This is a genomic window from Obesumbacterium proteus, from assembly GCF_001586165.1.
GTDB classification, from domain to species: Bacteria; Pseudomonadota; Gammaproteobacteria; order Enterobacterales; family Enterobacteriaceae; genus Hafnia; species Hafnia protea.
This window is the reverse complement of sequence record NZ_CP014608.1, coordinates 3850028-3873061: the sequence shown is the minus strand read 5'-3', so window position 1 is coordinate 3873061 and position 23034 is coordinate 3850028. Positions and strand designations below refer to the sequence as shown.

Genomic DNA, 23034 nt, shown 5'->3' with positions numbered 1-23034 from the left:
ATTAGTCTTGCGGCAAACTGTAGGCTTTCTTCGTGGCTGGACGGGCGGAGATGCGTTCAAACCAGTTACGGACGGCAGGGAAATCTTCTAAGTCGATACGCTGGCGGGCATGTGGCACCACCCATGGATAAATCGCCATATCCGCGATGCTGTATTCATCGCCCGATACATAGGCATGCTTTTTCAACTGCTTATCGAGTACGGTATAGAGGCGTTTGGTTTCAACCTGATAGCGTTCGATGGCATAGGGAACAGGCTGTGGCGCGTAGTGATTGAAGTGGTGGTTTTGCCCCAGCATTGGCCCGAAACCACCGACTTGCCAGAATAGCCACTGCAACGTAGCCGCCCGTGAACGTAATTCTTGGCTCATGAATCTGCCGGTTTTTTCAGCGAGATAAAGCAGTATTTCACCTGATTCAAATAGGCTCAGCGGTGCGCCACCATCTACGGGTTGTTGGTCCACGATGGCGGGGATTTTGTTGTTTGGCGAAATAGCCAAAAACTCGGGTTTAAACTGATCGCCAGCGCCAATATCGACGCGATGAATTTGATAGGCAAGGCCAGATTCTTCGAGGAAAAGGGTAATTTTATGGCCATTTGGTGTCGGTGCGTAATACAGGTCGATCATGATGTCTCCCAGAAAAATCAAGCGGTAAGAGGAAGCTTATCTCTCTGACTATAGTCCAAAAGGCGCAGTGGTGAAAGCGATGATGTTGCAAAAATGTATAATTCAGACAGCATGAAATTTCACCTGAACAGGGGGAACTTCAGCGCTGCAAAAATACACAAACGTGTAATACTGAGATCCCAATGATTATTGCCAAGTGCCGCTAGGAGAGAAGATGAGCCAGCCGAAAATTACGCTGTATTCTGATAGTCACTTTTTCAGCCCGTATGTGATGTCTGTTTATGTCGCTTTAAAAGAAAAGGGCGTTAGGTTTGAGCTGGAGCCGGTCGATTTAGCAGAGCACGAAAATCAGCAGGAGGCGTATGCTGAGCTCTCATTGACGCGCAGAGTGCCGACGTTATTACATGAAAACTTCTCTTTTTCTGAGTCTTCAGCCATCACTGAATATCTTGATGAGGTTTTTGCTGCGCCTGACTTTGCTTCTCTTTATCCAAGAGATAAGCAAAAAAGAGCCAAGGCGCGCGAAATCCAAGCGTGGCTGCGTAGCGATCTGATGCCCATTCGACAAGAGCGTTCCACCGAAGTTATTTTTGCTGGGCTCAAGCCGCCCGCATTGAGCCTAGAAGGTGAATATGCGGCCGCTAAGCTGATTGCAGGCGTTGAGCGGTTGTTGATTGAAGGGCATCAGAACTTATTCGGAGAATGGTGTATTGCGGATACGGACTTAGCGCTCATGCTCAATCGTTTAGTGATGGCAGGCGATCCGGTACCAGAGCGTATTGCGGATTATGCGCATTTCCAATGGCAGCGCGCTTCAGTGTGCCAATGGCTGGCGTTATCGGCGGCAAAGCGACGTTAAAAGCAGCAATCAATGAACCAATCAGGTTAAAAGTAGGCAAACAGTGCGTTGTATGCTGGCGGGCGATGATAGCCATCGTTACACTATGGCCATTCGATACACTATGGGCATTTGTAACGCCATAGCGATTATTCTTATTTAACGAGAACCGTATATGAAGCTGATGTTTGCCTCTGATATCCATGGATCTCTCACCGCGACCCAGCGCGTGCTTGAGTTGTTTGAACAAAGCGAAAGCCAATGGCTGATCATTCTGGGTGATGTGCTCAATCATGGCCCACGAAATCCGCTGCCGGAAGGCTATAACCCGCCGCAGGTTGCAGATCAGCTAAATAAGTTTGCTGACAAGATCATTGCTGTTCGTGGCAATTGCGATAGCGAAGTCGATCAGATGCTGCTGAAATTCCCGATGATGGCGCCTTGGCAGCAGATTTTGCTCGACAATCAAAGATTGTTTTTAACCCATGGTCACCTTTATCATCCTGCTGAGTTGCCGCCATTAAGTTCAAAAGATGTGCTGGTCTACGGACACACACACCTGCCGGTGGCAGAACAACGTGGTGATATTTACTGTTTCAACCCTGGCTCAGTTAGCTTACCCAAAGGCGGAAATGTGCCGAGTTTTGGGGTATTTGAAAACGGGGTCTTAAAAGTCTGCGCCCTGTACGGTACAGAGATACTGGCAGAAGTCGCAATCGACTGATTGCTTTATTTTATGGCATTTTCGGTAGGATCTGCTTTCACCGCTGTCGCGTGTACAGATGTGAGATATAAAGCAGGTGCGATGAACAAACCGCGTACAGCAGTACGCTAAGAAAAAGGTTTCAGAGGATGGTGGAACAAACGCTCAACACCGGGTTGGAGTGGGTTGATATTGTTGATGAAAACAATGATGTCATCGCGCAATCAACTCGCGCGCAGATGCGCGCTCAATGTCTGCGTCACCGTGCAACCTATATTGTGGTTCACAATGGAATGGGGCAGATCCTGGTTCAGAAACGTACTGAAAGCAAAGATTTTTACCCTGGATGGCTCGATGCTACCGCTGGTGGCGTGGTGCAAAGTGGTGAAAATATGTTGGAGTCAGCGCGCCGAGAAGCAGAAGAAGAGCTTGGTATTGCCGGCGTTCCCTTTGCCGATCACGGTATGTTCTATTTTGAACAAGATAATTGCCGCGTATGGGGAGGATTGTTTAGCTGCGTTTCTCACGGCCCATTTGCGCTACAGGAAGAGGAAGTTGAATCGGTTCGCTGGATGACCCCTGAGGAAATTACGGCGGAATGCGACAGTTTCACCCCTGACTCACTGAAAGCGCTCTCTCTGTGGATGACGCGTAACAGCGATAAACACTACCAGCCGATGTGTATTCAAAAGACCACATCATCGGCGAAAGCACCTAGCGAATCTGAAGCGGAAAACGATGTACCGCAGAACGAAAGCGAAGAGTAGCGCTCCTTAGACTGTCAGCTTAGCAACTGCTCCGTTTGCAGAGCACTGAGCTGACAGGAATCGTCGCTTTGGTTTCCTGCTGATTAAGGCGGGCCAACAGCGCGTTGGCAGCCTGAATGCCAATCTCTTTAAAAGGTACGGCGGTTGTGGTTAACGGCGGCTGACAGACCTGACTCACATCTCGATTGCCGAAGCCCACCACGGCTAGCTGGCTTGGCACGCGAATATGCCTTCTCTGACACTCATACAACACTCCGCAGGCTAATTCGTCAGACGCACAGATCAGCGCATCAATTTCCGGCCAGGCCAGAATAAATTCGGGTAACAAGTTTGCACCCGTGGAGAAATTGGCGGGTTCAGCGGCGTTAATGACACGATGCGGTGAGAAATGGCTGCGCAGCAGCGCCTGATGCCAACCATGAAGGTGTTGCTGAAATACCCACGGCTCTTGATTCGCACAGAGCAAACCAATGTTTTCATATCCTCGCTCGATGACATAGCGTGTCAGATTAAACATCGCGTCGGCATAATCTATCCCGATATTGATATCGATGGGATCTTCGCGCATGGCGCCAATTTCCACCACCGGAATTTCCGCATTTTTCAACCACTGGCGGGTGTTATCGCTTTGTTCGGTGCTGAGTAGAACCACCGCGGCCAGACTTGCCGAGAGCAGGTTTTCTAGCATGTTAGCTTCGCGCTCTTCATCTCGTTGGGATTCGGAGAGCGTCAGCTGGAACCCTGCCGGTTGTAATACGCTTTGCAACCCGGCAAGCATCTGGGCGCAGCCTGCCTCGGTAAACGAGGGAACGACCACCGAAATAGTGCGACCGGCCCCAGACGCTAAAGCGCTGGCGGCAAGATTTGGTACGTAGCCCAGCTCGCTAACGGCGGACTCAATTTTTTCTCTTAGCTTGTCTGAAACCTGATCGGGAGTTCGTAGTGCACGCGATACGGTCATTGAACCAACACCAGCATGGCGGGCTACATCGGCCAGCGTGACTCTGCCGGTACTACGTCGTTTTTTAATGATGGGCATGCTTGTTCCTAACGGAGCCTAGGCTGCAATGGCGCTATTTTAGCTAAAAAAAGAGATTAATCATAAAACTACTACTGGCTTTGTTCGCGATATTGCCACGTTCTGAGCGTTATGAGATATGCGTCATCTCTGTTCATAGATTAAACACCTAATTTTGATAGCGCTATCACAAATTCAACAGATAGCGTTTTTGGTAGCGCTATCTTTAAAGGTATCGTCTCTTTACACCACCCCATTTGCTGATGATCAACGGTCAACATGACCGGCAGTTAGGGTTATCGACAGAGGTCATCCGCTTAGGAGAGATAATGCTGAATACTTGGTTAACTGATGACACCATACAAATTCGCGAAAGTGTGGATACGTGGCAAGAGGCGGTAAGGCTCAGTGCGCAGCCGTTATTACAGAAGGGGATTATTACTCCCGATTATCTGGCTGCGATTTATCAACAACATGAAAAGCTGGGTCCCTATTATGTTTTGGCTCCTGGCATTGCGATGCCCCACGCAAGGCCTGAAGAAGGCGCGAAGTCTTTAGGACTTTCATTATTGAGTGTGAAACAAGATGTTTTATTTCACTCTGCTGATAACGATCCGGTTAATTTAATTGTGATGCTCTCAGCGCCCGATAGCCACAGCCATATTGAATTAATTTCTCATCTGGCAGAGTTTTTCTCAGATGATGATGCGGTAAAAAAAATTCATCGTGCCGCTACCCGAGAGAAGATTAAATCCATCATCGAGAAATTTTAAGACTTATTTAAATCATTCACTCCATAAAAATAACAGGATTCCCTGTGGGATCTCTGTTTTTAAAAAACTCACCGAGGATTAAATAATGAAGATTATGGCAATATGTGGTTCAGGTTTAGGCAGCAGCTTTATGGTGGAAATGAATATCAAAAAGGTGCTCAAGAAGATTGGCGTTGAGGCTGACGTTGAGCACTCCGATCTTTCATCGGCGATCCCCAGTGAAGCTGACCTTTTTGTGATGGCGAAGGATATTGCTGCCAGCGCGAGTATCCCAGATAACCAGCTAATCGTTATTACTAACATCATTGATATTAATGAACTTGAAACAAAGCTACGGGCTTATTTCAATAAATAAAATAATCGACAACTTATCTTAGATAATTAGCGAGGCGGATATGTTTATCCAAGAAACGCTGAAGTTCATCGTTGATATATTAAAAGTTCCCGCGGTTCTCGTTGGGATTATTGCTCTTGTTGGTTTATTGGCTCAGAAAAAATCTTTCAGCGATGTTGTGAAAGGAACCGTAAAAACAATTCTAGGCTTTATTGTTTTAGGCGGTGGTGCAGGGGTTCTTGTCAGTTCACTTAATCCTCTGGGGGAATGTTTGAACATGCCTTTAATATCCAGGGCATCATTCCTAATAATGAAGCAATTGTCTCTATTGCATTAGAAAAATATGGTGCCGCAACCGCGCTAATCATGGCATTCGGCATGGTAGCCAATATTGTGGTGGCACGCTTTACCAAGCTTAAGTACATATTCTTAACGGGACATCACACGTTTTATATGGCGTGTATGATCGGCATTATATTGACCGTTGCCGGATTTGAAGGTGTGCAATTAGTCTTTACGGGAGCACTCACGCTCGGTTTAGTCATGGCCTTTTTCCCAGCCTTGGCGCAGCGCTATATGCGTAAAATTACCGGCAATGATGACATTGCGTTTGGCCATTTTGGCACATTAGGCTACATCCTTTCTGGCTGGATTGGTGGGCGAGTAGGTAAAGGATCGCGCTCAACCGAAGAGATGAACCTGCCTAAAAACCTCAGTTTCTTGCGCGACAGTTCCATCTCTATCTCTCTGACCATGATGGTGATTTACCTGATTATGGCGGTGAGCGCAGGTTCCGATTTTGTCGAAGCCACCTATAGCGCTGGCCAGAACTATTTGGTCTATTCCATCATTATGGCGATTACCTTTGCGGCTGGCGTGTTCATTATTCTGCAAGGCGTGCGCTTGATTTTGGCTGAAATTGTTCCTGCATTTACAGGCTTCTCTGAGCGTTTGGTCCCCAATGCACGTCCCGCGCTGGATTGCCCCGTGGTTTACCCGTATGCCCCTAATGCGGTATTGATCGGCTTCCTGTTTAGCTTCCTCGGTGGGCTGGTGGGATTGTTCCTCTTAGGCCAATTTAATCTGGTGCTGATTTTACCTGGCGTTGTTCCTCACTTCTTTACTGGTGCAACGGCTGGAGTCTTCGGCAATGCGACCGGTGGCCGTCGTGGTGCGATGATTGGCGCATTTGCTAATGGTCTGCTGATTACCTTCCTGCCGGTTCTCTTGTTGCCGGTATTAGGCGCGCTCGGCTTTGCCAATACCACCTTCTCGGACGCCGATTTTGGCGGCATCGGTATTGTGCTGGGCAACATGGCGCGCTTTATGAATAAAGACATGATTATGGCCGTCATTGTCGCGATATTCGTGGCGCTTGTGGCACATAACTATTTCTTCTCTCGCAAGATTTCTCCATCCACTTCCGCTGATAGCGCCAACAAATAAGGGATAACTATGCTTAACCTGAAAGAGGTTCAACGCTACGCAACAGAAATTCGCGTAGAAACCTTAAAAGCGTTAACGAATCTGGGCTTTGGTCACTACGGTGGCTCAATGTCGGTGGTTGAAACGCTGGCGGTGCTGTATGGGGCAGTGATGAAGGTTGATCCTGCCCAGCCACAATGGCCAGAGCGCGATAATTTTGTGTTGTCAAAAGGCCATGCGGGGCCCGCGCTTTATAGCGCTTTGGCGTTAAAAGGTTATTTCCCACGCGAAGAGTTAGCCACGCTAAACGAAAACGGAACCCATTTCCCCAGCCATCCTGACCGCTTGTTAACTCGTGGCGTCGATGCGACAACCGGCTCGTTAGGGCAAGGTGTTTCAATTGCGACAGGGATGGCGCTGGCACATCATCTGGCAGGGCGTAAAAACCGCGTATTCTGCATTTTGGGCGATGGCGAACTGAATGAAGGTCAGTGCTGGGAAGCCTTCCAGTTCATTGCTCACCATAACCTGAACAACTTGACGCTGTTTATTGATTACAACAAGCAGCAGCTGGATGGCACCTTAGATGAGGTCATCAAGCCATTCGATCTCAACGCGAAATTTAGCGCATTTGGTTTCGATGTCCTCAGCGTGAAAGGCGATGACATTGCCGCTATTTACGAGGCTATTGCGCCAGTTCGAAGTGGTGAACAGCGTCCGCGAGTGGTGCTTCTCGACAGCATCAAAGGTCAGGGTGTTCCCTATATTGAGCAACTGCCCAATTCACATCACCTGCGCTTAACTGACGATATAAAAGCCGAAATGCAGCAAGCGATCGCAACACTGGAGGCAACTCTATGAGCTATGAATACCTGCCGTTAAAGAAAGACAAAGTGGAAATGCGCAAGGTGTATGCCCAAGCGATGCGCGATCAGTTCATCGCTAATTCGCCGGTGATAGCCTTAGAGGCTGATTTGATGAGCTCTATGGCCATGGACAGCGTTCACCGTGATTTTCCCCATCAGGTTATTAACTGCGGAATTATGGAGGCCAACGTTATCGGTACTGCGGCGGGGCTCTCTTTAGCCGGACGCGTTCCGTTTGTGCATACCTTTACCGCTTTCGCCAGTCGCCGCTGTTTTGATCAGCTGTTTATGTCGGTTGATTACCAAAAGAATAATGTGAAGGTGATCGCATCAGACGCTGGCGTTAGCGCTTGTCATAACGGTGGAACCCATATGTCGTTTGAAGACATGGGGATCGTGCGTGGTCTTGCTCACTCTGTGGTGATGGAGATGACGGATGCCACGATGTTCCAAAACATTCTGCGCCAGCTGGTAGATATAAAAGGTTTCCATTGGGTGAGAACCATCCGTAAGCAGGCGTACACGATTTATCCTGACGGTACAGAATTCACCATTGGTAAAGGCAAGGTTTTACAAGATGGCAAAGACATCACGCTGATCGCCAATGGGATTATGGTGGCTGAGGCTCTGCAAGCCGCACAAATGCTTGCCCAGCAAGGTTACAGCGCAGCGGTTATCGACATGTTTACGCTTAAGCCTATCGATAAAGAGCTAATTATTAAATACGCCGCGAAAACAGGGCGAATCGTGACCTGTGAAAACCATAGTATTCACAACGGGCTTGGCTCGGCCGTGGCAGAAGTGCTGGTGGAAAATCATCCGGTGCCGATGCGGCGCGTAGGAATTAAAGAACGCTATGGTCAGGTAGGAACGCAGGATTTCCTAATGCAGGAATATGAACTAACGGCAGAAGACATTGTGAAACAGGCGATGGGATTGCTGACGGATCATTCTGTTAAACCGTAGTTCATTCTCTCAAGCTAATTGAAAAGAGGTTATCCCGTTGATGACCTCTCTTATTCTTAGTTATTTAGCTTATTAACCCTGCCGCGATATTTACCGATAACCCCAAAATTGCCAAATTAAAAAGAAATGATAGCACCGATTGTAAGAGCGTGAACCGACGTATGTTTGTTGTACCGGTTTCAACATCTGCCGTTTGGCAAGCCACCGCGATAGTGAAAGAGTAATAAAGGAAATCCCAGTACTCTGGCTTTTCGGTATTCCCTGGAAAAATAAGTACTTTTTCTGAGGCATTGCTATAGCGGTAAAATAGGTGCGCATAGTGCATAGTAAAAGCGGTGGGTAATAACGCCCACGAAACAAATAGCGTGCTGCCTGTGAGCGCTAAATGCAATGTTTTACCCATACCCGTTAGATTTTTAAGCGTACCTAGTTCAAGAAAAATAACGCTGATGCTGACTATGCAGGTCATACAGATTAAAAATAAAACCTGTGAAGCACTTTCATCCTGTGCGCGGGCAATTTCTACTATTCGTTTTTTGCCAGAAAACATCATCAGCGCCCACACCAAGAATAGGTAAAACCATGCGGCAATATTCCAGCTAATAAGCAAACGGTGTGTGAGCGTAAGGTGGGTGGGTAAAAAAAGATATGTTAAAAATCCAGCTAGAATAGCAAACAGCAAGCGAGGCCTGACTTGTAGGTAGTGTTTGATAGAAATAAATGACATGGTTTTTCCAAGTTAAAAAATCCTTTGACTGTGTAGAGTGTAGCTTCTCTATCTCTTGCCAAAATAACTTGGTACTTCAGTTATAAAAAAGGCCCCCAGATGGGAGCCTTTTAAGCGTGTAATCAGAGATTACTTCGCAGCAGCGGCAGCTTGTGCAGCCTGAATCGCAGTCAGAGCAACGGTGTAGACGATATCGTCAACCAGTGCGCCACGAGACAGGTCGTTAACTGGCTTACGCATGCCTTGCAGCATTGGCCCGATAGAAACCAGGTCAGCAGAACGCTGTACGGCTTTGTAAGTGGTGTTACCGGTGTTCAGGTCTGGGAAGATGAACACGGTCGCTTTACCCGCAACTGGAGAGTTAGGCGCTTTAGACTTAGCCACGTCAGCCATGATAGCCGCATCATACTGCAGCGGACCATCGATGATCAGGTCAGGACGTTTTTCCTGAGCCAGACGTGTTGCTTCGCGAACTTTCTCAACGTCGCTACCCGCACCAGAGTTACCGGTTGAGTAAGAGATCATGGCTACGCGAGGTTCGATACCGAATGCAGCTGCAGAGTCTGCAGACTGGATAGCGATTTCAGACAGTTGCTCTGCGGTTGGATCTGGGTTGATCGCGCAGTCGCCGTAAACCAGAACCTGATCAGGCAGCAGCATGAAGAACACAGAAGATACCAAAGAGCTGCCCGGTGCAGTTTTGATCAGCTGCAACGGTGGGCGGATGGTGTTAGCCGTGGTGTGAACCGCACCAGAAACCAAACCGTCAACCTGGTTTTGTTCCAGCATCAGCGTACCCAGAACAACGTTGTCTTCCAACTGTTCGCGAGCAACAACTTCGGTCATACCTTTGCTTTTACGCAGTTCAACCAGACGTGGAACGTATTGCTCACGTACCGCGTTTGGATCAACGATTTCAATGCCTTTACCCAGAACAACGCCCTGAGCTGCTGCAACGCGCTGGATTTCTTCTGGGTTACCCAGCAGAACACATTCAGCGATGCCGCGTTCAGCACAGATAGCCGCTGCTTTAACGGTACGTGGCTCGTCACCTTCTGGCAGAACAACGCGTTTGCATGCTTTACGCGCCAGTTCGGTTAGTTCGTAACGGAACGCCGGAGGAGACAGGCGACGTGAGCGCTCAGAAGCCGCAGACAGGGAATCAATCCACTTGCTGTCGATGTGGCTTGCGACGTAGTTTTGCAGTTTCTCAACGCGCTGATGGTCGTCAGCAGGAACTTCCAGATTGAAGCTCTGCAGGCTCAGCGAAGTCTGCCAAGTGTTGGTATCCACCATGAAGACTGGCAGGCCGGTCTGGAATGCACGTTCGCACAGCTTAGCAATGCGCTCGTCCATATCGTAACCGCCGGTCAGCAGGATTGCGCCGATTTCCACGCCGTCCATTTTCCATTTAATACGGGCTTCAGGCAGGCTGAAACATTCAGCTAAACCAGACAGGTGTTCTTCACCGTTGGCTGCGTTGATGATAGCGAATTTCAGTGATGAACTGCCGCAGTTAAGAACCAGTACCAGCTTCGACATGGAAGTACCTACTTGTTATGCGTGGTTAGAAATTGAGTCAATCAGACATTAAGCGTAGCGTAATATGTCGTCGACATTTATGATTAACATCATGCGTAGTGCTAATTCGTCATGATGAAGAACATCGCATTAAAAAACCGCGGTGCTCAAAAAAGCATTGCGTTGCCGGCAAGGTTTTCGCCAGACGCTGTCAGATTGTACAGGGTCTTAATGCTGAAAACTTAGCTTTAAGAAGCAGTCGTTAATGAAACACTTTATTAACGTTGTTTTTGCTTCTTCAGGCCTCAAGGCCGCGCTAGGATACCGATTGCGGATGCCAAAAACAAAATAAATTTAAGACCGCTAAGTATACGTTGTGATTTTACACTGTTTTTTGATTTTTTATAAATGAAGTTGAGGTTCCTATGACATCTAAGCCAACCGGCCACGTAGGGTGGTTCCAGATTTTTCAACGCGGCCAGACATATATGAAGACGTGGCCGAGTGATAAACGCTTGGCACCGATGTTTCCTGAAAATCGTATTGCAAAGGTGACGCGCTTTGCCGTGCGCTTCATGCCACCGATCGCCATTTTTACGTTAACGTGGCAGATTGCGCTGGGCGGCCAGCTTGGCCCTGCGATTGCCACCGCGCTGTTTGCCTGTAGTTTGCCGATGCAGGGGCTTTGGTGGTTAGGTAAACGTTCTGTAACGCCGCTGCCGCCAACCTTATTGCAATGGTTTCATGAAATTCGCGCCAAGCTGGTGGAAGCCGGAAAAGCGCAGGCGCCGGTAGAAGGGACACCAACCTATCAGTCACTGGCCGATGTTTTGCAGCGCGCATTTAAGCAGCTGGATAAAACGTTTTTGGATGATATCTAATCAATAAGAAGTGTGTTTTTTGCGCTCTCGAGTTATCGATTTGTAGCTAAAACACACTTCTTTTGCTAAAAAAATACTCAGTTAGCAATTTACCGCAGTTTCTCGTTCGTGAAACCCCGTTCCAAATCAAAAAAGTGATGTTCAGCACTATTTAGAATGTCAGGCTTATGCCATGCTGCGAAACATACAGTTCACCTTTTACATGACTTGACCCCGGCCTAGGTAGACCTTCGCCGCTCGATGAGGATATCAAAGATGGAAATGACTAACGCGCAACGCCTGATTCTTTCTAACCAATACAAGATGATGACCATGATGGATCCGGATAACGCCGAGCGTTATCGTCGTTTGCAAACCATCATCGAACGCGGTTTTGGCCTACAAATGCGCGAACTCGATCGTGATTTTGGCGAGCTGAGCGAAGATACCTGCCGCACGATTATCAATATTATGGAAATGCACCATGCACTGCAGGTGTCTTTCAACAATTTAAAAGAAAAACAAGATCTTGATCCTCGTCGCCTTGAGTTCTTAGGCTTTGATGCGGCCACGGAATCACGCTATCTCAGCTATGTACGCTTTATGGTGGGTACCGAAGGGCGTTACACTCACTTCGATTCAGGTACGCATGGCTTCAATGCCCAGACCAAAATGTGGGATAAATACCAGCGTATGCTGTCAATCTGGCAATCATGCCCGCGCCAGTATCATCTGAGCGCTGTGGAAATTGCACAAATTATTAACGCGTAAAACAGAGGAATGCCTGTGAAGTGCAAAGGTTTTTTGTTTGATTTGGATGGAACACTGGTAGATTCGCTGCCGGTCGTTGAACGCTCATGGGTGAACTGGGCGAAACGTCAGGGGGTGGACCCACAAGAGGTTCTGGACTTTATCCATGGCAAACAGGCCATCACCTCGCTGCGGCATTTTATGTCTGGTGAGAGCGAAGATCGTATTCAACAAGAATATGATTGGTTGGAAGAAATTGAATCACGCGATACGGATGGTGTTACGGCGCTGCCGGGTGCGAAGGCATTGCTGGACCGCTTAGATGAGCTCAACATCCCATGGGCGATTGTGACATCGGGCTCGATTCCTGTGGCCTATGCCCGCCGCGCTGCAGGCCAGTTGCCAAAACCGGACGTGTTCATCACGGCGGAGCAGGTCGCTCGCGGCAAACCTGAACCTGATGCTTATCTGCTGGGAGCGCAAAAACTGGGTCTGGCGGTGAGTGATTGCGTGGTCGTTGAAGATGCGGCGGCAGGGATACTTTCTGGGTTATCGGCTGGCTGTCAGGTGATTGCGGTTAATGCACCTCAGGATGCGCCTAAGCTAGATTTAGTCGATCTCAACCTTACTTCGCTCACGCAAATCCGGATTGAGAAGGAAGGGGATTACGCGGTAATCCATGCGTTATAAATAGTAATCGATCGAAATATGATTAAGCCCCGTGATTACGGGGCTTTTTTTATGGCATTCTTAAGCTGTTTCTATCCCATGCCATCGGCATTGCTGTCCATCGATGCGGCCACTGGCGTACAAAGTTTACCGGAGTAAATTCACAAAGGGAGATGTCGTGAACGGCGAATTATTGTGGGTTTTGACGTTATTACTGATTGCCATTGTTCTTTTTGCTACCAACAAGTTACGCATGGATGTCGTAGCATTGCTGATCATTATTGCCTTTGTGCTGAGCGGAACGCTCTCCCTTAGCGAGGCAACCGCTGGATTTAGCGATCCCAACGTTATTTTAATTGCCGCATTGTTCGTTATCGGTGATGGACTTGTTCGCACCGGGGTCGCCTATCAGGTTGGCGATTGGCTGGTGAAGGTCGCGGGCGACAGCGAAGCTAAAATGCTAGTTTTGCTGATGATCACCGTCGCCGCATTGGGGGCGGTAATGAGTTCTACCGGCGTGGTGGCGATATTCATTCCGGTGGTGCTCAGCGTGGCTGCACGAATGAAAATATCACCGGCACGTTTACTGATGCCCCTGAGCTTTGCTGGGCTGATTAGCGGCATGATGACGCTGGTGGCGACGCCGCCAAACATGATCGTCAGCAGCGAATTAGTTCGTGAAGGATTTCATGGCCTAAGCTTCTTTAGCGTCACTCCGGTAGGGATTATCGTTTTGCTGATGGGCGTGGGCTATATGCTGGTGGCGAGAAACTGGCTGGCAAGTGGCAAGGACAACAACGATAAAGACAGCTGGAAACGCCGTACCTTCCGCGATCTTATCCGTGATTATAAACTCACAGGGCGAGCCCGTCGTTTGGCGTTGCGCAGTGGCTCACCGCTCATCGGTCATACGTTGGATGAGCTGCATTTGCGTAGCCGTTATGGCGCGAACGTGGTGGGCATTGAGCGCTGGCGTAAATTCCGCCGTGTGATGGTGAGCGCCATCGGTAACACCGAGCTGAAAGACCGTGATGTGTTGCTGATTGATATGTCAGATTCAGAGGTAGATTTACGCGAGTTTTGCGCCGAACAGATGCTTGAACCCATGGTGCTGCGCGGCGAGTATTTTTCTGAGCAGGCGCGTGACGTTGGCATGGCTGAAGTTACGATTGTGCCGGACTCCGATCTGATTGGAAAAACGCTGCGTGAAATGACTTTTCGTACTCGCTATGGACTGAATGTGGTCGGTATTCGCCGCGACGGCGTGCCGATGGAAGGTAAGTTGGTGAATGAACCGCTCCAGCTCGGTGACATTCTACTGGTTATCGGCAATTGGAAGCAGATACGTCAGCTTCAGCTTCAGCCTCGTGATTTCATTGTGTTGCACCTTCCCGCAGAGGTTGATGATGTCGCTCCGGCGATAAGTCAGGCACCGCACGCGCTATTTTGTTTGGCGCTGATGATAGCCATGATGCTGACGGATGAAGTGCCGAACGCCATTGCAGCGCTGATTGCCTGTATGTTAATGGGCAAATTCCGCTGCATTGATATGGAAAGCGCCTATAAATCTATCCACTGGCCAAGCCTGATACTGATCGTGGGAATGCTGCCGTTTGCTTTGGCGTTACAAAAAACCGGCGGCATCACGCTGGCGGTTGATGTGCTGATGGATTTAGTCGGCGGCATGGGGCCAAGGATTGTGCTGTTAAGTCTGTTTGTGTTCTGCGCGGTGACGGGGCTGTTTATTTCTAACACGGCAACCGCGGTGCTTATGGCACCGATAGCCATTGCAACGGCGCATGCGATGCACCTCTCGCCGTATCCGTTTGCCATGATCGTGGCTATCTCCGCGTCGGCCGCATTTATGACGCCGGTATCCTCGCCGGTGAATACGCTGGTGATGGGGCCGGGGAATTACAGCTTTGGCGATTTCGTTAAGATCGGTGTGCCGTTCACGATCTTGGTGATGATTGCCAGCGTGATTGTGGTGCCGTGGTTGTTTCCGTTTTGATGGGGGATTCTGTATGCGTAAGGTGTTGAGTTAATCTCTCATTTATATATGGTGCATATTACGTCCGCCTAAAATACCGAATTCTATCTGTGCATCGTGCAGGCGTCCGTGTTAGGGGGCCAATCGCCGCCCCCTAACAACCCGGCTTGGCACCCCCTTCCAGCCCGCTACGCGGGTGCCCTCATTTCATCATTCCGGTCTTAACGGAACGAACGGCAATCGCCATCCTGGCTCCTCCGTTCTTTCGCCTACATCCCTGTAGGCGAATCCTAACCTGCATGATTCACTCGGCTGTCCGGTAACGTGCCGGAAAAGGTCAAACCTAAAAGACAAAAGACAAAAGACAAAAGACAAAAGACAAAAGACAAAAGACAAAAACTCTATCTGTTTTTGAGTTTAAGTCATGACATTTAGAGCAGTGAAAACAGGATGTTTTCACGAGGGGAGGAGGCGCCATGGATGGCGCATGCCGACCCGGCGCGGAGATGGCATCCCGGATAAAAGCGCGAGGATTGAAGGGGCGCGCGCTGGCGCCCCTCATCGTACGCCTGCATTGATGTATCAATGGCGTTCGGTATAAATAGGCGGACGAAACCTTACGCTATGGCCGCATAAACACTTGGCAAATGAATCCCTACATCACCTCATCCTGACTAATCTCATCCAGCGACAAGCTAAAACTCGGAATAAAGACTTCCATAAAGTATTCCATCTCAGGACTTGAACGCATATCCAATGTTTTCTCTAAGCGGGCTTTAGCCAGCTTAAATTCATTATTACCGGCTGACAGCTCTTCCAAACATTTGAGATAGGCGCACAGCGCATCAGCTTGTTTGACGACTAACTTCTCATCTTCGGTGTAGTAGTGTTCATCCAGCAATGGGCGGAAATCGTTTTGTAACTCTGGAGGCAGCATTTCGATCAGTTTTTGCTGCGCGACTTTCTCAATTTTTTTGTATTCGTGCGCAATTTGCGGATTGTAGTATTTGATAGGCGTAGGCATATCGCCCGTCAGCACTTCGCTGGCATCGTGGTACATCGCCAGCAGCGCCACGCGTTCAGGATTCACATTGCCATTGAACTTGCGGTTTTTAATGATGGCGAGGGCGTGAGCGACAAACGCGACCTGCAAACTATGTTCAGAGACGTTCTCGGTGCGAACGTTACGCATCAGCGGCCAGCGGCTAATCAGTTTTAAACGGGACAGATGGGCAAAAAAGTGGCTTTGATTCTGGCTCATAACGCTCTCTCAATAAAACAGGTAGTGGAAAGACGAAGTCTATTGTGGGCGGTGATGGGGGAGGATGCAAATAAGAAACGGCACCAGAAGGTGCCGTTAGGTGATGCGAAAAAATCAATATTTCTGATGGTAGCCAGAGAAGAAACGGCCCAGTTTGTGGATAGCCATGTCTAAGTCATCCACGCGTGGCAGCGTGACGATTCGGAAGTGGTCCGGCTCAGGCCAGTTAAATGCGGTACCCTGAACTAATAACACTTTCTCTTGCAGCAGCAGATCGAGAACCATCTTCTGATCGTCGTGAACGTTGAAGCGCTTAGCATCGATTTTTGGGAACATATACAGCGCGCCACGTGGTTTCACGCAGGATACGCCAGGGATTTCGTTAATCAGTTCCCAAGCGCGGTTACGCTGTTCATACAAACGCCCGCCCGGTTGGATAAACTCATTGATGCTCTGATAGCCGCCGATCGCGGTTTGAATCGCATGTTGCATCGGAACGTTAGCGCACAAACGCATCGACGCCAGCATTTCCAGACCTTCAATGTAGCCTTTAGCATGCTTTTTCGGTCCACTCAGAACCATCCAGCCCTGACGGAATCCCGCCACGCGATAGGTTTTGGATAAGCCGTTAAAGGTGACAACCAATAAGTCTGGTGCTAGTGAGGCGATAGAAATGTGTTCTGCGTCGTCGTATAAGATTTTGTCGTAAATCTCATCGGCGAAGATGATCAGGTTATTTTCACGCGCAATGGTAACGATCTCTTCCAGCAGTTCTTTGCTGTAGACCGCACCGGTTGGGTTGTTCGGGTTGATAATCACGATACCACGTGTGCGCGGGGTAATTTTGCTGCGAATGTCGTCCAGATCGGGGAACCAGTCGGCTTCTTCGTCACAGCGATAGTGCACGGCATTGCCGCCTGACAACGAAACGGCTGCGGTCCATAATGGATAATCTGGCGCAGGTACCAGCATTTCGTCATCGCTGTTGAGCAGTGCTTGCATCGACTGCACGATCAGTTCAGAAACGCCGTTACCGATATAGATATCTTCTACGGTAACATCATGGATATCACGCGCTTGATAGTGCTGCATGATTGCTTTGCGTGCGGAATATAGCCCCTTGGAATCACAGTAGCCCTGAGCCGTTGGCAGATTGCGAATGACGTCCACCAGAATCTCATCGGGCGCTTCAAAACCGAACGGTGCCGGGTTGCCGATGTTTAATTTCAGGACTTTATTGCCTTCTTCTTCGAGTCGTTTTGCTTCTTTCAACACCGGCCCACGGATGTCATAGCAGACGTGATCCAGTTTGCGGGATTTTTCAATAGGGGACATAAAACAGCAGCCTTAATAATACGTAGCCAGAATAAAATTCGGCATTGCGCGTGGAAATGCGTGTCCATACGAGTAGAACACTGCGATGTAAAATAATGTACTCCCCGTAGCTGGGGTTTTGAAGGGTACAGGCTGCTTTTGGTGCAAAACGTTAGCTTATCCGTTAGCCATAACCGATAACGCGTAATAATGGCTTGTTTGTTAGTGTTTAAAACTTAACAATAATGATAATGCAGTTAAAAACTCCATGAAAAATCATGGGGGTTGTAAAAATAACGCCACATAATAGGAGATGTTGGGTGAAAAATAACGATAACCAGCCATGGATCTCACCGCTGAAAAAAATCCCTACGGTCTTAACGCCTATCGTTCGAGCACAAGAGAAACATTATGGGCAAATTTTGAATCCTACGCGTTGGTGGGGGCGATTTCCTTTTCTGTTCTGGCTGGTGGCTTTTTTCGTCGGCTTCTTAGAAAGAAGAGGCTCGGGGATAACGCCGACGGTGCGGGCTTTGGTGATGACGCGTGTATCCCAGCAGTGCGATTGCGCTTTTTGTATTGATGCGAATAGCTTGAGATTGGCCGAGCGCAGTGGTTCGCTAGATAAAGTGATGTCAGTTCAGAACTGGCAGACCGCGGAGTGTTTCGATGCGCAGGAACGGGCAGTGTTAGCATATGCTGATGGAATGACGGCGACGCCGCCGCGTATTGACGATAGTCTGAAAACAGAGCTGAAATCTCATTTCAATGAAAAAGCGATCACCGAGCTTACGGCGCTGATTGCGTTTCAGAATTTATCAGCCCGCTTTAATGCGGCGCTGGACATTCCTTCACAGGGGCTTTGTGTGCCTGAAACTGCGGTAAAACGTAAGGGAGCACCACGTGTTTGACCGTTATTTACACCCTCGGGTTAAGCCACTGCTTAATCAAATTGTGGCACATCTCGATCGTCCTGCGATCACGCCGGATCGAATAAGCCTGGGCGGATTTGTGGTTGGTGTCTTGGCTCTGCCTTTTCTGGCTATGCAGTGGTACTACGCCGCTTTAATTGTCATCGTCATCAACCGGCTATGTGATGGGCTGGATGGCGCTTTGGCACGCCGAAGAGGGCTTTCAGACGCCGGTGGTTTTTTAGATATTGCGTTGGATTTCTTGTTCTACGCACTGGTGCCGTTCGGTTTTGTGCTGGCTTCTCCTGAGCTTAATGCGGTTGCGGGGTCTTGGCTATTATTCGCTTTTATCGGCACCGGCAGCAGTTTTCTGGCTTTTGCGGCAGTGGCAGATAAGTACCAGTTAGAAAATCTGGATTATCCGCACAAATCATTTTATTACCTTGGCGGGCTCACCGAGGGCGCGGAAACCATACTGGTATTTATTCTTTTCTGTCTGTTTCCGGCTTATTTTCCGCTGATGGCGTGGGTGTTTGGTTGCCTGTGCTGGTTTACAACGCTTACGCGTGTTTGGGGGGGATATAAAACGTTGAAGAGAGTGGAGAAGATTTAGATTTCATTCTGGTAGCCCCATCCCAAGGGATGGGGAAACATTTTACGCGTTACTTCCAGCTACTATCCGGCCCGCGTTCTCCGGTAACCACTGGGTTCTTCGGATTTGCGCTCCATTCATACCAGCCGCCATCGTAAACGCTAACGGAAGGCCAGCCCATCGCACGGGCATACATGAAGGTTTCTGACGCTCTCCAACCGGTACCGCAATAGAAAGAGACGTGTTGATCCGGCGTGATATGCCACTCTTTCCACATCGCAGCAATATCATTGGCTGAGCGCATGGTACCGTCTGGGTTATGGAAATCTTCCATATGCGTGGAGTCGCTGCCTGCATGTCCCCAGCGTGCGCCAGCAATTTCGCCTTTTGGCTTGATGTAGCTGTAACCGCTGGTTTCACCGGTAAATTCAGGCCATGAGCGAATGCTGACTAAAGAAGCATCTTTGCGATTTAATAATCCACGCGCTTGTTCTTCATTCAGCATGATCTCAGGCTGACCAGGAATGGCTGCTCCGAAATCTGGCGCTGGTTTTGCTTCTTTCGGCAGACCACGTTCGACCGGCAATCCTGCCGCTGACCAAGTCTGCCAACCGCCGTCCAGTAAGCGAACGTCTTTGACGCCTGCATACAGCAGGATCTGAGCCACTCGGGCGGCAGCGTAAACGTCGCGGCCGTATAGGATCACGGTGGTATCGTGTTTGATACCCTGTTTAGCCATTAGGGCTTTCAGTTTGTCATCAGAGACTTTGTTCCATAACGGTTCACTTTCGACGTCATTGGTATCGATGTAGCCCGCGTTGGGGATATGACTGATAAGGTATTTTTTAGGTGCGCCCCATGCAGCCTCAATCACTTTCCATTCACCTGCAGGTTTGGCGGTAACGTTTTTCCCTTGCTGCAGATCGTAGATCCACTGTGGATAGACTAGCTGTTCAAAGTGCGGCATGTGCTGCAAGCGCTTAGGCTGTGCTAATGCATCACTGAGTAGCGTGACATGGGCATAGCCGAGTTTAGCTAAACGTTCTTGCACCGCGGATGTTTGTGCTGTAGTCCCGTAAAGCGCCACTTTACGGTCAGGGGTGATCTGGTGCTGAGTTGCCCACTGCTGCAACTGCTGATCGTTCATTTCGCTTAACCAGCCAGCCGAAAGATTGACTGCCTGAGGTTCATGGCCAGAGGTGCCGTCAACGCCCTGTGGCCAGCCGTTATAAAATGCGCTAGGGCGAGTATCAACCACCGCACCTTTTTGGGATTGAATATCGGCCAGCGTGGTTTGGGTCATAGGAATGGTGGCAGCATTTGCTACCTGTAGCCAGCCGAGCAAGAGCGCAGAAGTGGCTAACTGGGAAGAAAATTTCATTAAGGTTCCTAGCAAAGAAAAGGTGAGAAGCCTATTTTGGCGGAACATTTTGTCGCGTTCTTTGTGCGAACGCACAATGTTTTACATTATCACGTGGGTGATAATATAAATTCGCTGTTCTATTAGTAGTTTAACTAATGAGGAAATGAAGCCGCCATGTTTAAGCGCCGTCAGGGATATGCTGCCATTTTATTGTGTCTGATGGGGGCCGCTTTGATGTGGTTTGAGCCAGTTCGCCACCAACTGAAAGAATTATGGGGGCTTTTTTCATCATTGGACGTGAATGCGATGATGGAATATTTGCGCAGCTTCGGGCCTTGGGCAATGGCTGTCTCATTTTTGTTGATGATTTTTCAGGCAGTTGCCGCGCCGCTACCGGCTTTTTTGATCACGTTCGCGAACGCTGCTCTGTTTGGCTGGTGGCAAGGTGCTTTGTTGTCATGGTGTAGTTCAATGGTCGCGGCGTGGCTGTGCTTTGTGCTTGCGCGCTGGCTGGGACGAGACACTGTTGAGCGATTTGTTTCGGCACAGGCCTTAGATAGCAGCGATCGTTTTTTTGAACGCTACGGCAAGCACACTATCTTGATATGTCGGCTGTTACCTTTCATCTCGTTTGACATTATTAGCTATGCAGCAGGTTTAACCTCAATTAAAGTAAGTGTATTCCTAATAGCTACCGGAATAGGGCAGTTACCTGCAACCCTCGTTTACTCTTATGTGGGCGGGATGCTTACGGGAGGCCTACGGTGGTTTATCACGGGGCTGTTAATTATGTTTTCTTTGAGCGTTCTGATTTTTGCATTAAAAAACAAAAAACGCTCTCAAGGAAACAACAGCTAAGCTTAATGAAACCGGTCTCTGTTATTTAATTTACATTAGATTTATTAATTTATTTATTAGTCACGGTAGATAATCACAAGAAAAATAAAACTACTTTCATTATAAAGCCATTGTAAAACAATCTTTTAGTTGATTGATAGTTAACTATCTGACCTAATTAATAAGGGATCCTCAACAATGTAAATCTTTTCGCGTATTTTATGCTTTAAATTTGTTTTTAAGCCATAATTAAACTTGCGGAAAATCTGAATTAAGTATTTTCAGTTGTAGCTAACAGTAATGAGGGGAGGATGAGGTTTATCTGAGTAGTAATACGTTTTAAATACCAGGGTTTATAGTCGCTGACTAATAATGAGAAATAGATATGATAAACACACATCGTCCTACGATTAACTTAGATTTAGATTTGCTACGAACTTTTGTAGCTGTTGCCGATGTGAAGACTTTTGCTGCTGCTGCCATTGTGGTGCAAAGAACACAATCGGCGGTGAGCCAGCAAATGCAACGTTTGGAGCAACTGGTGGGCAAAGAGCTTTTTGCTCGCCATGGGCGTAACAAACAACTGACTGAACACGGAGTACAGCTATTAGGTTATGCGCGTAAAATTTTACGCTTCAACGATGAAGCCTGTAGTTCATTGATTTACAACCATCTACAGGGTTCACTGATTATTGGCGCTACTGATGATACTGCCGATAGCATTCTGCCATTCCTTCTAAGTCGCTTTACCAGTTTGTATCCCAAGCTGGAAATTGACGTTAGGGTTAAGCGCAGCCCAGACATGAGGCAATTACTAAAAGACAGAGAAATTGATCTTGCCATTACCACGATGGGGTTTGATGAGTTTTCTTATGAAACCTTAAGACGCTCTCCGACCGTATGGTTTTGCGCAACGGATTACGACTTTCAACCTAGCGAACCTGTGCCATTGGTCGTGCTGGATGAACCAAGTCCTTTTCGTGCGCTTGCCATTAAGCATCTCAATGAGGCGGGAATTCCATGGCGTATTGCCTATGTGGCTTCCACACTTTCAGCGGTCCGCGCCGCGGTGAAAGCAGGCTTAGGCGTAACTGCACGTCCTATTGAGATGATGAGCCCAGAACTGCGCGTTCTTGGTTTGTCTGAGCGCCTACCTAAGTTACCTGAAACGGAATACGCGCTTTGCTTAGCTCCGAACTGTACCAATGAGTTAGCGACGATATTGTTCAGTTCACTAAAAGCAGGTTCCGACCCTTATATTGAGGGAGGAGCGGGCGTGACGGTGCAAACTGTACAAGAAGACTCTTTTTCAAGCGGACCAGAAGATGTGGCTTGAAATTGAAATCTTTTCGCTCACCTGAGCTTAATGTCACACACCGGTAGAAGTGCATAAAAATGCCGGTGTGTGATTATTCTCCTTTTTGAAAAATAAATTTAACATCTCTTAGCCTACGAAGCTTATTCCTCATTACTGAACCGATTCCGCTTTACCATCAATTAGTTAAATGAAAATCATTCTCACTAAATGTGGCCTGTGCAAAATACACACAATTTTTGTTAAGCAATCTTCCGGCCATGCCTGCCTGAATGAATATTCATTTGTCTGCTTATCATTGTTAATGTGATCCGCGTCATAAAAATGCCCGAGATACCCACGATGATGAACGGGTAATACCTAAGAAAATGGTATAGTGGCTACCAAACATTCACTTTTGTTTACATAATCGACACGTTACTGATGCAACTTGCAAACCTTATGAAGGATGCTAATACGTCGTGCAGACGCATCAAATGTTAAGTAAAATGTGGTGTTGTAAATTAATGTGTTGTTACCTTTGTCAAAGTTGACAAAAGGTTATAGAAAGGAGTAAAAAGCCCACAGTAAAACTCTGTTTAATCACTAAAAACAGGTGTTTTCTTG

The 23034-nt window shown here is 48.2% G+C and carries 22 protein-coding genes and 1 pseudogene; 16 read left to right on the top strand and 7 right to left on the bottom strand.

The features are described 5' to 3' along the window. Position 1: 1 nt before the first annotated feature. Complete coding sequence (yfcG, locus tag DSM2777_RS18190; protein ID WP_061554774.1) at positions 2 to 628, bottom strand: GSH-dependent disulfide bond oxidoreductase; 627 nt, start codon at positions 626 to 628, stop codon at positions 2 to 4. Between the two features lie 214 nt (positions 629 to 842). Between yfcG and yfcF the strand changes: the two genes are divergently transcribed. The 3 genes from yfcF to yfcD all read left to right on the top strand — a co-directional run bounded on the left by yfcF (position 843) and on the right by yfcD (position 2936). Continuing rightward, positions 843 to 1487, top strand: a complete 645-nt coding sequence (yfcF, locus tag DSM2777_RS18185) for a glutathione transferase (RefSeq protein ID WP_061554773.1) — start codon at positions 843 to 845, stop codon at positions 1485 to 1487. A gap of 154 nt (positions 1488 to 1641) precedes the next feature. Continuing rightward, positions 1642 to 2190, top strand: coding sequence for a phosphodiesterase (yfcE, locus tag DSM2777_RS18180; RefSeq protein WP_061554772.1), 549 nt, complete (start codon positions 1642 to 1644; stop codon positions 2188 to 2190). A gap of 128 nt (positions 2191 to 2318) precedes the next feature. Further along, positions 2319 to 2936: an NUDIX hydrolase YfcD gene (gene yfcD, locus DSM2777_RS18175; RefSeq protein ID WP_061554771.1), complete on the top strand. Its 618-nt coding sequence runs from the start codon at positions 2319 to 2321 to the stop codon at positions 2934 to 2936. A 19-nt stretch (positions 2937 to 2955) separates the two neighbouring features. On the opposite strand, the gene DSM2777_RS18170 is transcribed toward yfcD, so the two are convergent. Next, positions 2956 to 3975: a LacI family DNA-binding transcriptional regulator gene (locus DSM2777_RS18170; protein WP_061554770.1), complete on the bottom strand. Its 1020-nt coding sequence runs from the start codon at positions 3973 to 3975 to the stop codon at positions 2956 to 2958. Between the two features lie 308 nt (positions 3976 to 4283). Between DSM2777_RS18170 and DSM2777_RS18165 the strand changes: the two genes are divergently transcribed. The 5 genes and pseudogenes from DSM2777_RS18165 (at position 4284) to DSM2777_RS18145 (ending at position 8318) form a co-directional block, all read left to right on the top strand. Next, entirely contained in the window at positions 4284 to 4727 is a 444-nt protein-coding gene (locus DSM2777_RS18165; protein WP_061554769.1) for a PTS sugar transporter subunit IIA, read from the top strand. 85 nt (positions 4728 to 4812) lie between these two features. Further along, entirely contained in the window at positions 4813 to 5082 is a 270-nt protein-coding gene (locus tag DSM2777_RS18160; protein WP_061554768.1) for a PTS sugar transporter subunit IIB, read from the top strand. A 40-nt stretch (positions 5083 to 5122) separates the two neighbouring features. Beyond that, a pseudogene (locus DSM2777_RS18155) lies at positions 5123 to 6507 on the top strand (PTS ascorbate transporter subunit IIC). Between the two features lie 9 nt (positions 6508 to 6516). After that, complete coding sequence (locus DSM2777_RS18150) at positions 6517 to 7347, top strand: transketolase (RefSeq protein WP_061554767.1); 831 nt, start codon at positions 6517 to 6519, stop codon at positions 7345 to 7347. After that, positions 7344 to 8318: a transketolase family protein gene (locus DSM2777_RS18145; protein WP_061554766.1), complete on the top strand. Its 975-nt coding sequence runs from the start codon at positions 7344 to 7346 to the stop codon at positions 8316 to 8318. Before DSM2777_RS18150 ends, DSM2777_RS18145 begins: the two co-directional genes overlap by 4 nt. A 64-nt stretch (positions 8319 to 8382) precedes the next feature. Here the strand turns inward: DSM2777_RS18145 and DSM2777_RS18140 are convergent, their stop codons facing one another. Further along, positions 8383 to 9045: a DUF1345 domain-containing protein gene (locus tag DSM2777_RS18140; protein ID WP_061554765.1), complete on the bottom strand. Its 663-nt coding sequence runs from the start codon at positions 9043 to 9045 to the stop codon at positions 8383 to 8385. 129 nt (positions 9046 to 9174) lie between these two features. Next, positions 9175 to 10587 carry a phosphate acetyltransferase gene (gene pta, locus DSM2777_RS18135; protein WP_156088330.1) on the bottom strand — a complete coding sequence of 471 codons (1413 nt, stop codon included), beginning with the start codon at positions 10585 to 10587 and terminating at the stop codon, positions 9175 to 9177. Between the two features lie 404 nt (positions 10588 to 10991). On the opposite strand from pta, the gene yfbV reads away from it, so the two are divergent. From yfbV to DSM2777_RS18115, 4 genes are all read left to right on the top strand, one after another. Continuing rightward, positions 10992 to 11447 (top strand): terminus macrodomain insulation protein YfbV, encoded by a 456-nt coding sequence (yfbV, locus tag DSM2777_RS18130; RefSeq protein WP_025797871.1) that lies wholly within the window; start codon positions 10992 to 10994, stop codon positions 11445 to 11447. A 255-nt stretch (positions 11448 to 11702) separates the two neighbouring features. Further along, positions 11703 to 12197, top strand: a complete 495-nt coding sequence (locus DSM2777_RS18125; protein ID WP_025797874.1) for a YfbU family protein — start codon at positions 11703 to 11705, stop codon at positions 12195 to 12197. 15 nt (positions 12198 to 12212) lie between these two features. Continuing rightward, positions 12213 to 12866 (top strand): sugar phosphatase, encoded by a 654-nt coding sequence (locus tag DSM2777_RS18120; protein ID WP_046457673.1) that lies wholly within the window; start codon positions 12213 to 12215, stop codon positions 12864 to 12866. A gap of 157 nt (positions 12867 to 13023) precedes the next feature. Beyond that, the gene (locus DSM2777_RS18115) at positions 13024 to 14856 is read left to right on the top strand and encodes an SLC13 family permease (RefSeq protein ID WP_061554764.1); all 1833 of its coding nucleotides are present in this window, start codon (positions 13024 to 13026) and stop codon (positions 14854 to 14856) included. 634 nt (positions 14857 to 15490) lie between these two features. Here the strand turns inward: DSM2777_RS18115 and yfbR are convergent. Next, positions 15491 to 16096 carry a 5'-deoxynucleotidase gene (gene yfbR, locus DSM2777_RS18110; protein WP_040046426.1) on the bottom strand — a complete coding sequence of 202 codons (606 nt, stop codon included), beginning with the start codon at positions 16094 to 16096 and terminating at the stop codon, positions 15491 to 15493. A 114-nt stretch (positions 16097 to 16210) separates the two neighbouring features. Further along, a complete protein-coding gene (locus tag DSM2777_RS18105; protein WP_025797882.1) occupies positions 16211 to 17431 on the bottom strand; it encodes a pyridoxal phosphate-dependent aminotransferase in 1221 nt (406 codons plus the stop codon). A gap of 299 nt (positions 17432 to 17730) precedes the next feature. Between DSM2777_RS18105 and DSM2777_RS18100 the strand changes: the two genes are divergently transcribed. Continuing rightward, positions 17731 to 18321 (top strand): carboxymuconolactone decarboxylase family protein, encoded by a 591-nt coding sequence (locus DSM2777_RS18100; RefSeq protein ID WP_061554763.1) that lies wholly within the window; start codon positions 17731 to 17733, stop codon positions 18319 to 18321. Further along, positions 18314 to 18934 carry a CDP-alcohol phosphatidyltransferase family protein gene (locus tag DSM2777_RS18095; RefSeq protein WP_061554762.1) on the top strand — a complete coding sequence of 207 codons (621 nt, stop codon included), beginning with the start codon at positions 18314 to 18316 and terminating at the stop codon, positions 18932 to 18934. The genes DSM2777_RS18100 and DSM2777_RS18095 overlap by 8 nt, the downstream gene beginning before the upstream one ends. A 49-nt stretch (positions 18935 to 18983) precedes the next feature. On the opposite strand, the gene DSM2777_RS18090 is transcribed toward DSM2777_RS18095, so the two are convergent. Beyond that, a complete protein-coding gene (locus DSM2777_RS18090; RefSeq protein WP_061554761.1) occupies positions 18984 to 20294 on the bottom strand; it encodes a rhodanese-like domain-containing protein in 1311 nt (436 codons plus the stop codon). Positions 20295 to 20450: 156 nt separating this feature from the next. Between DSM2777_RS18090 and DSM2777_RS18085 the strand changes: the two genes are divergently transcribed. Beyond that, a complete protein-coding gene (locus DSM2777_RS18085; protein WP_061554760.1) occupies positions 20451 to 21134 on the top strand; it encodes a TVP38/TMEM64 family protein in 684 nt (227 codons plus the stop codon). Positions 21135 to 21498: 364 nt separating this feature from the next. After that, positions 21499 to 22449, top strand: a complete 951-nt coding sequence (locus tag DSM2777_RS18080; protein WP_046459267.1) for a LysR family transcriptional regulator — start codon at positions 21499 to 21501, stop codon at positions 22447 to 22449. The last annotated feature ends 585 nt before the right edge of the window (positions 22450 to 23034 follow it).

Excerpts from the sequence above, each read along its gene's own strand:
- pta (WP_156088330.1), bottom strand. The coding sequence starts at position 10,587 with ATGTCGAAGCTGGTACTGGTTCTTAACTGCGGCAGTTCATCACTGAAA.
- yfbV (WP_025797871.1), top strand. The coding sequence starts at position 10,992 with ATGACATCTAAGCCAACCGGCCACGTAGGGTGGTTCCAGATTTTTCAA.
- DSM2777_RS18090 (WP_061554761.1), bottom strand. The coding sequence starts at position 20,294 with ATGAAATTTTCTTCCCAGTTAGCCACTTCTGCGCTCTTGCTCGGCTGG.
- DSM2777_RS18160 (WP_061554768.1), top strand. The coding sequence starts at position 4,813 with ATGAAGATTATGGCAATATGTGGTTCAGGTTTAGGCAGCAGCTTTATG.
- DSM2777_RS18105 (WP_025797882.1), bottom strand. The coding sequence starts at position 17,431 with ATGTCCCCTATTGAAAAATCCCGCAAACTGGATCACGTCTGCTATGAC.
- yfcG (WP_061554774.1), bottom strand. The coding sequence starts at position 628 with ATGATCGACCTGTATTACGCACCGACACCAAATGGCCATAAAATTACC.
- DSM2777_RS18140 (WP_061554765.1), bottom strand. The coding sequence starts at position 9,045 with ATGTCATTTATTTCTATCAAACACTACCTACAAGTCAGGCCTCGCTTG.
- DSM2777_RS18125 (WP_025797874.1), top strand. The coding sequence starts at position 11,703 with ATGGAAATGACTAACGCGCAACGCCTGATTCTTTCTAACCAATACAAG.
- yfcE (WP_061554772.1), top strand. The coding sequence starts at position 1,642 with ATGAAGCTGATGTTTGCCTCTGATATCCATGGATCTCTCACCGCGACC.
- DSM2777_RS18165 (WP_061554769.1), top strand. The coding sequence starts at position 4,284 with ATGCTGAATACTTGGTTAACTGATGACACCATACAAATTCGCGAAAGT.
- yfcD (WP_061554771.1), top strand. The coding sequence starts at position 2,319 with ATGGTGGAACAAACGCTCAACACCGGGTTGGAGTGGGTTGATATTGTT.
- yfcF (WP_061554773.1), top strand. The coding sequence starts at position 843 with ATGAGCCAGCCGAAAATTACGCTGTATTCTGATAGTCACTTTTTCAGC.
- DSM2777_RS18085 (WP_061554760.1), top strand. The coding sequence starts at position 20,451 with ATGTTTAAGCGCCGTCAGGGATATGCTGCCATTTTATTGTGTCTGATG.
- DSM2777_RS18080 (WP_046459267.1), top strand. The coding sequence starts at position 21,499 with ATGATAAACACACATCGTCCTACGATTAACTTAGATTTAGATTTGCTA.
- DSM2777_RS18145 (WP_061554766.1), top strand. The coding sequence starts at position 7,344 with ATGAGCTATGAATACCTGCCGTTAAAGAAAGACAAAGTGGAAATGCGC.
- yfbR (WP_040046426.1), bottom strand. The coding sequence starts at position 16,096 with ATGAGCCAGAATCAAAGCCACTTTTTTGCCCATCTGTCCCGTTTAAAA.
- DSM2777_RS18170 (WP_061554770.1), bottom strand. The coding sequence starts at position 3,975 with ATGCCCATCATTAAAAAACGACGTAGTACCGGCAGAGTCACGCTGGCC.
- DSM2777_RS18150 (WP_061554767.1), top strand. The coding sequence starts at position 6,517 with ATGCTTAACCTGAAAGAGGTTCAACGCTACGCAACAGAAATTCGCGTA.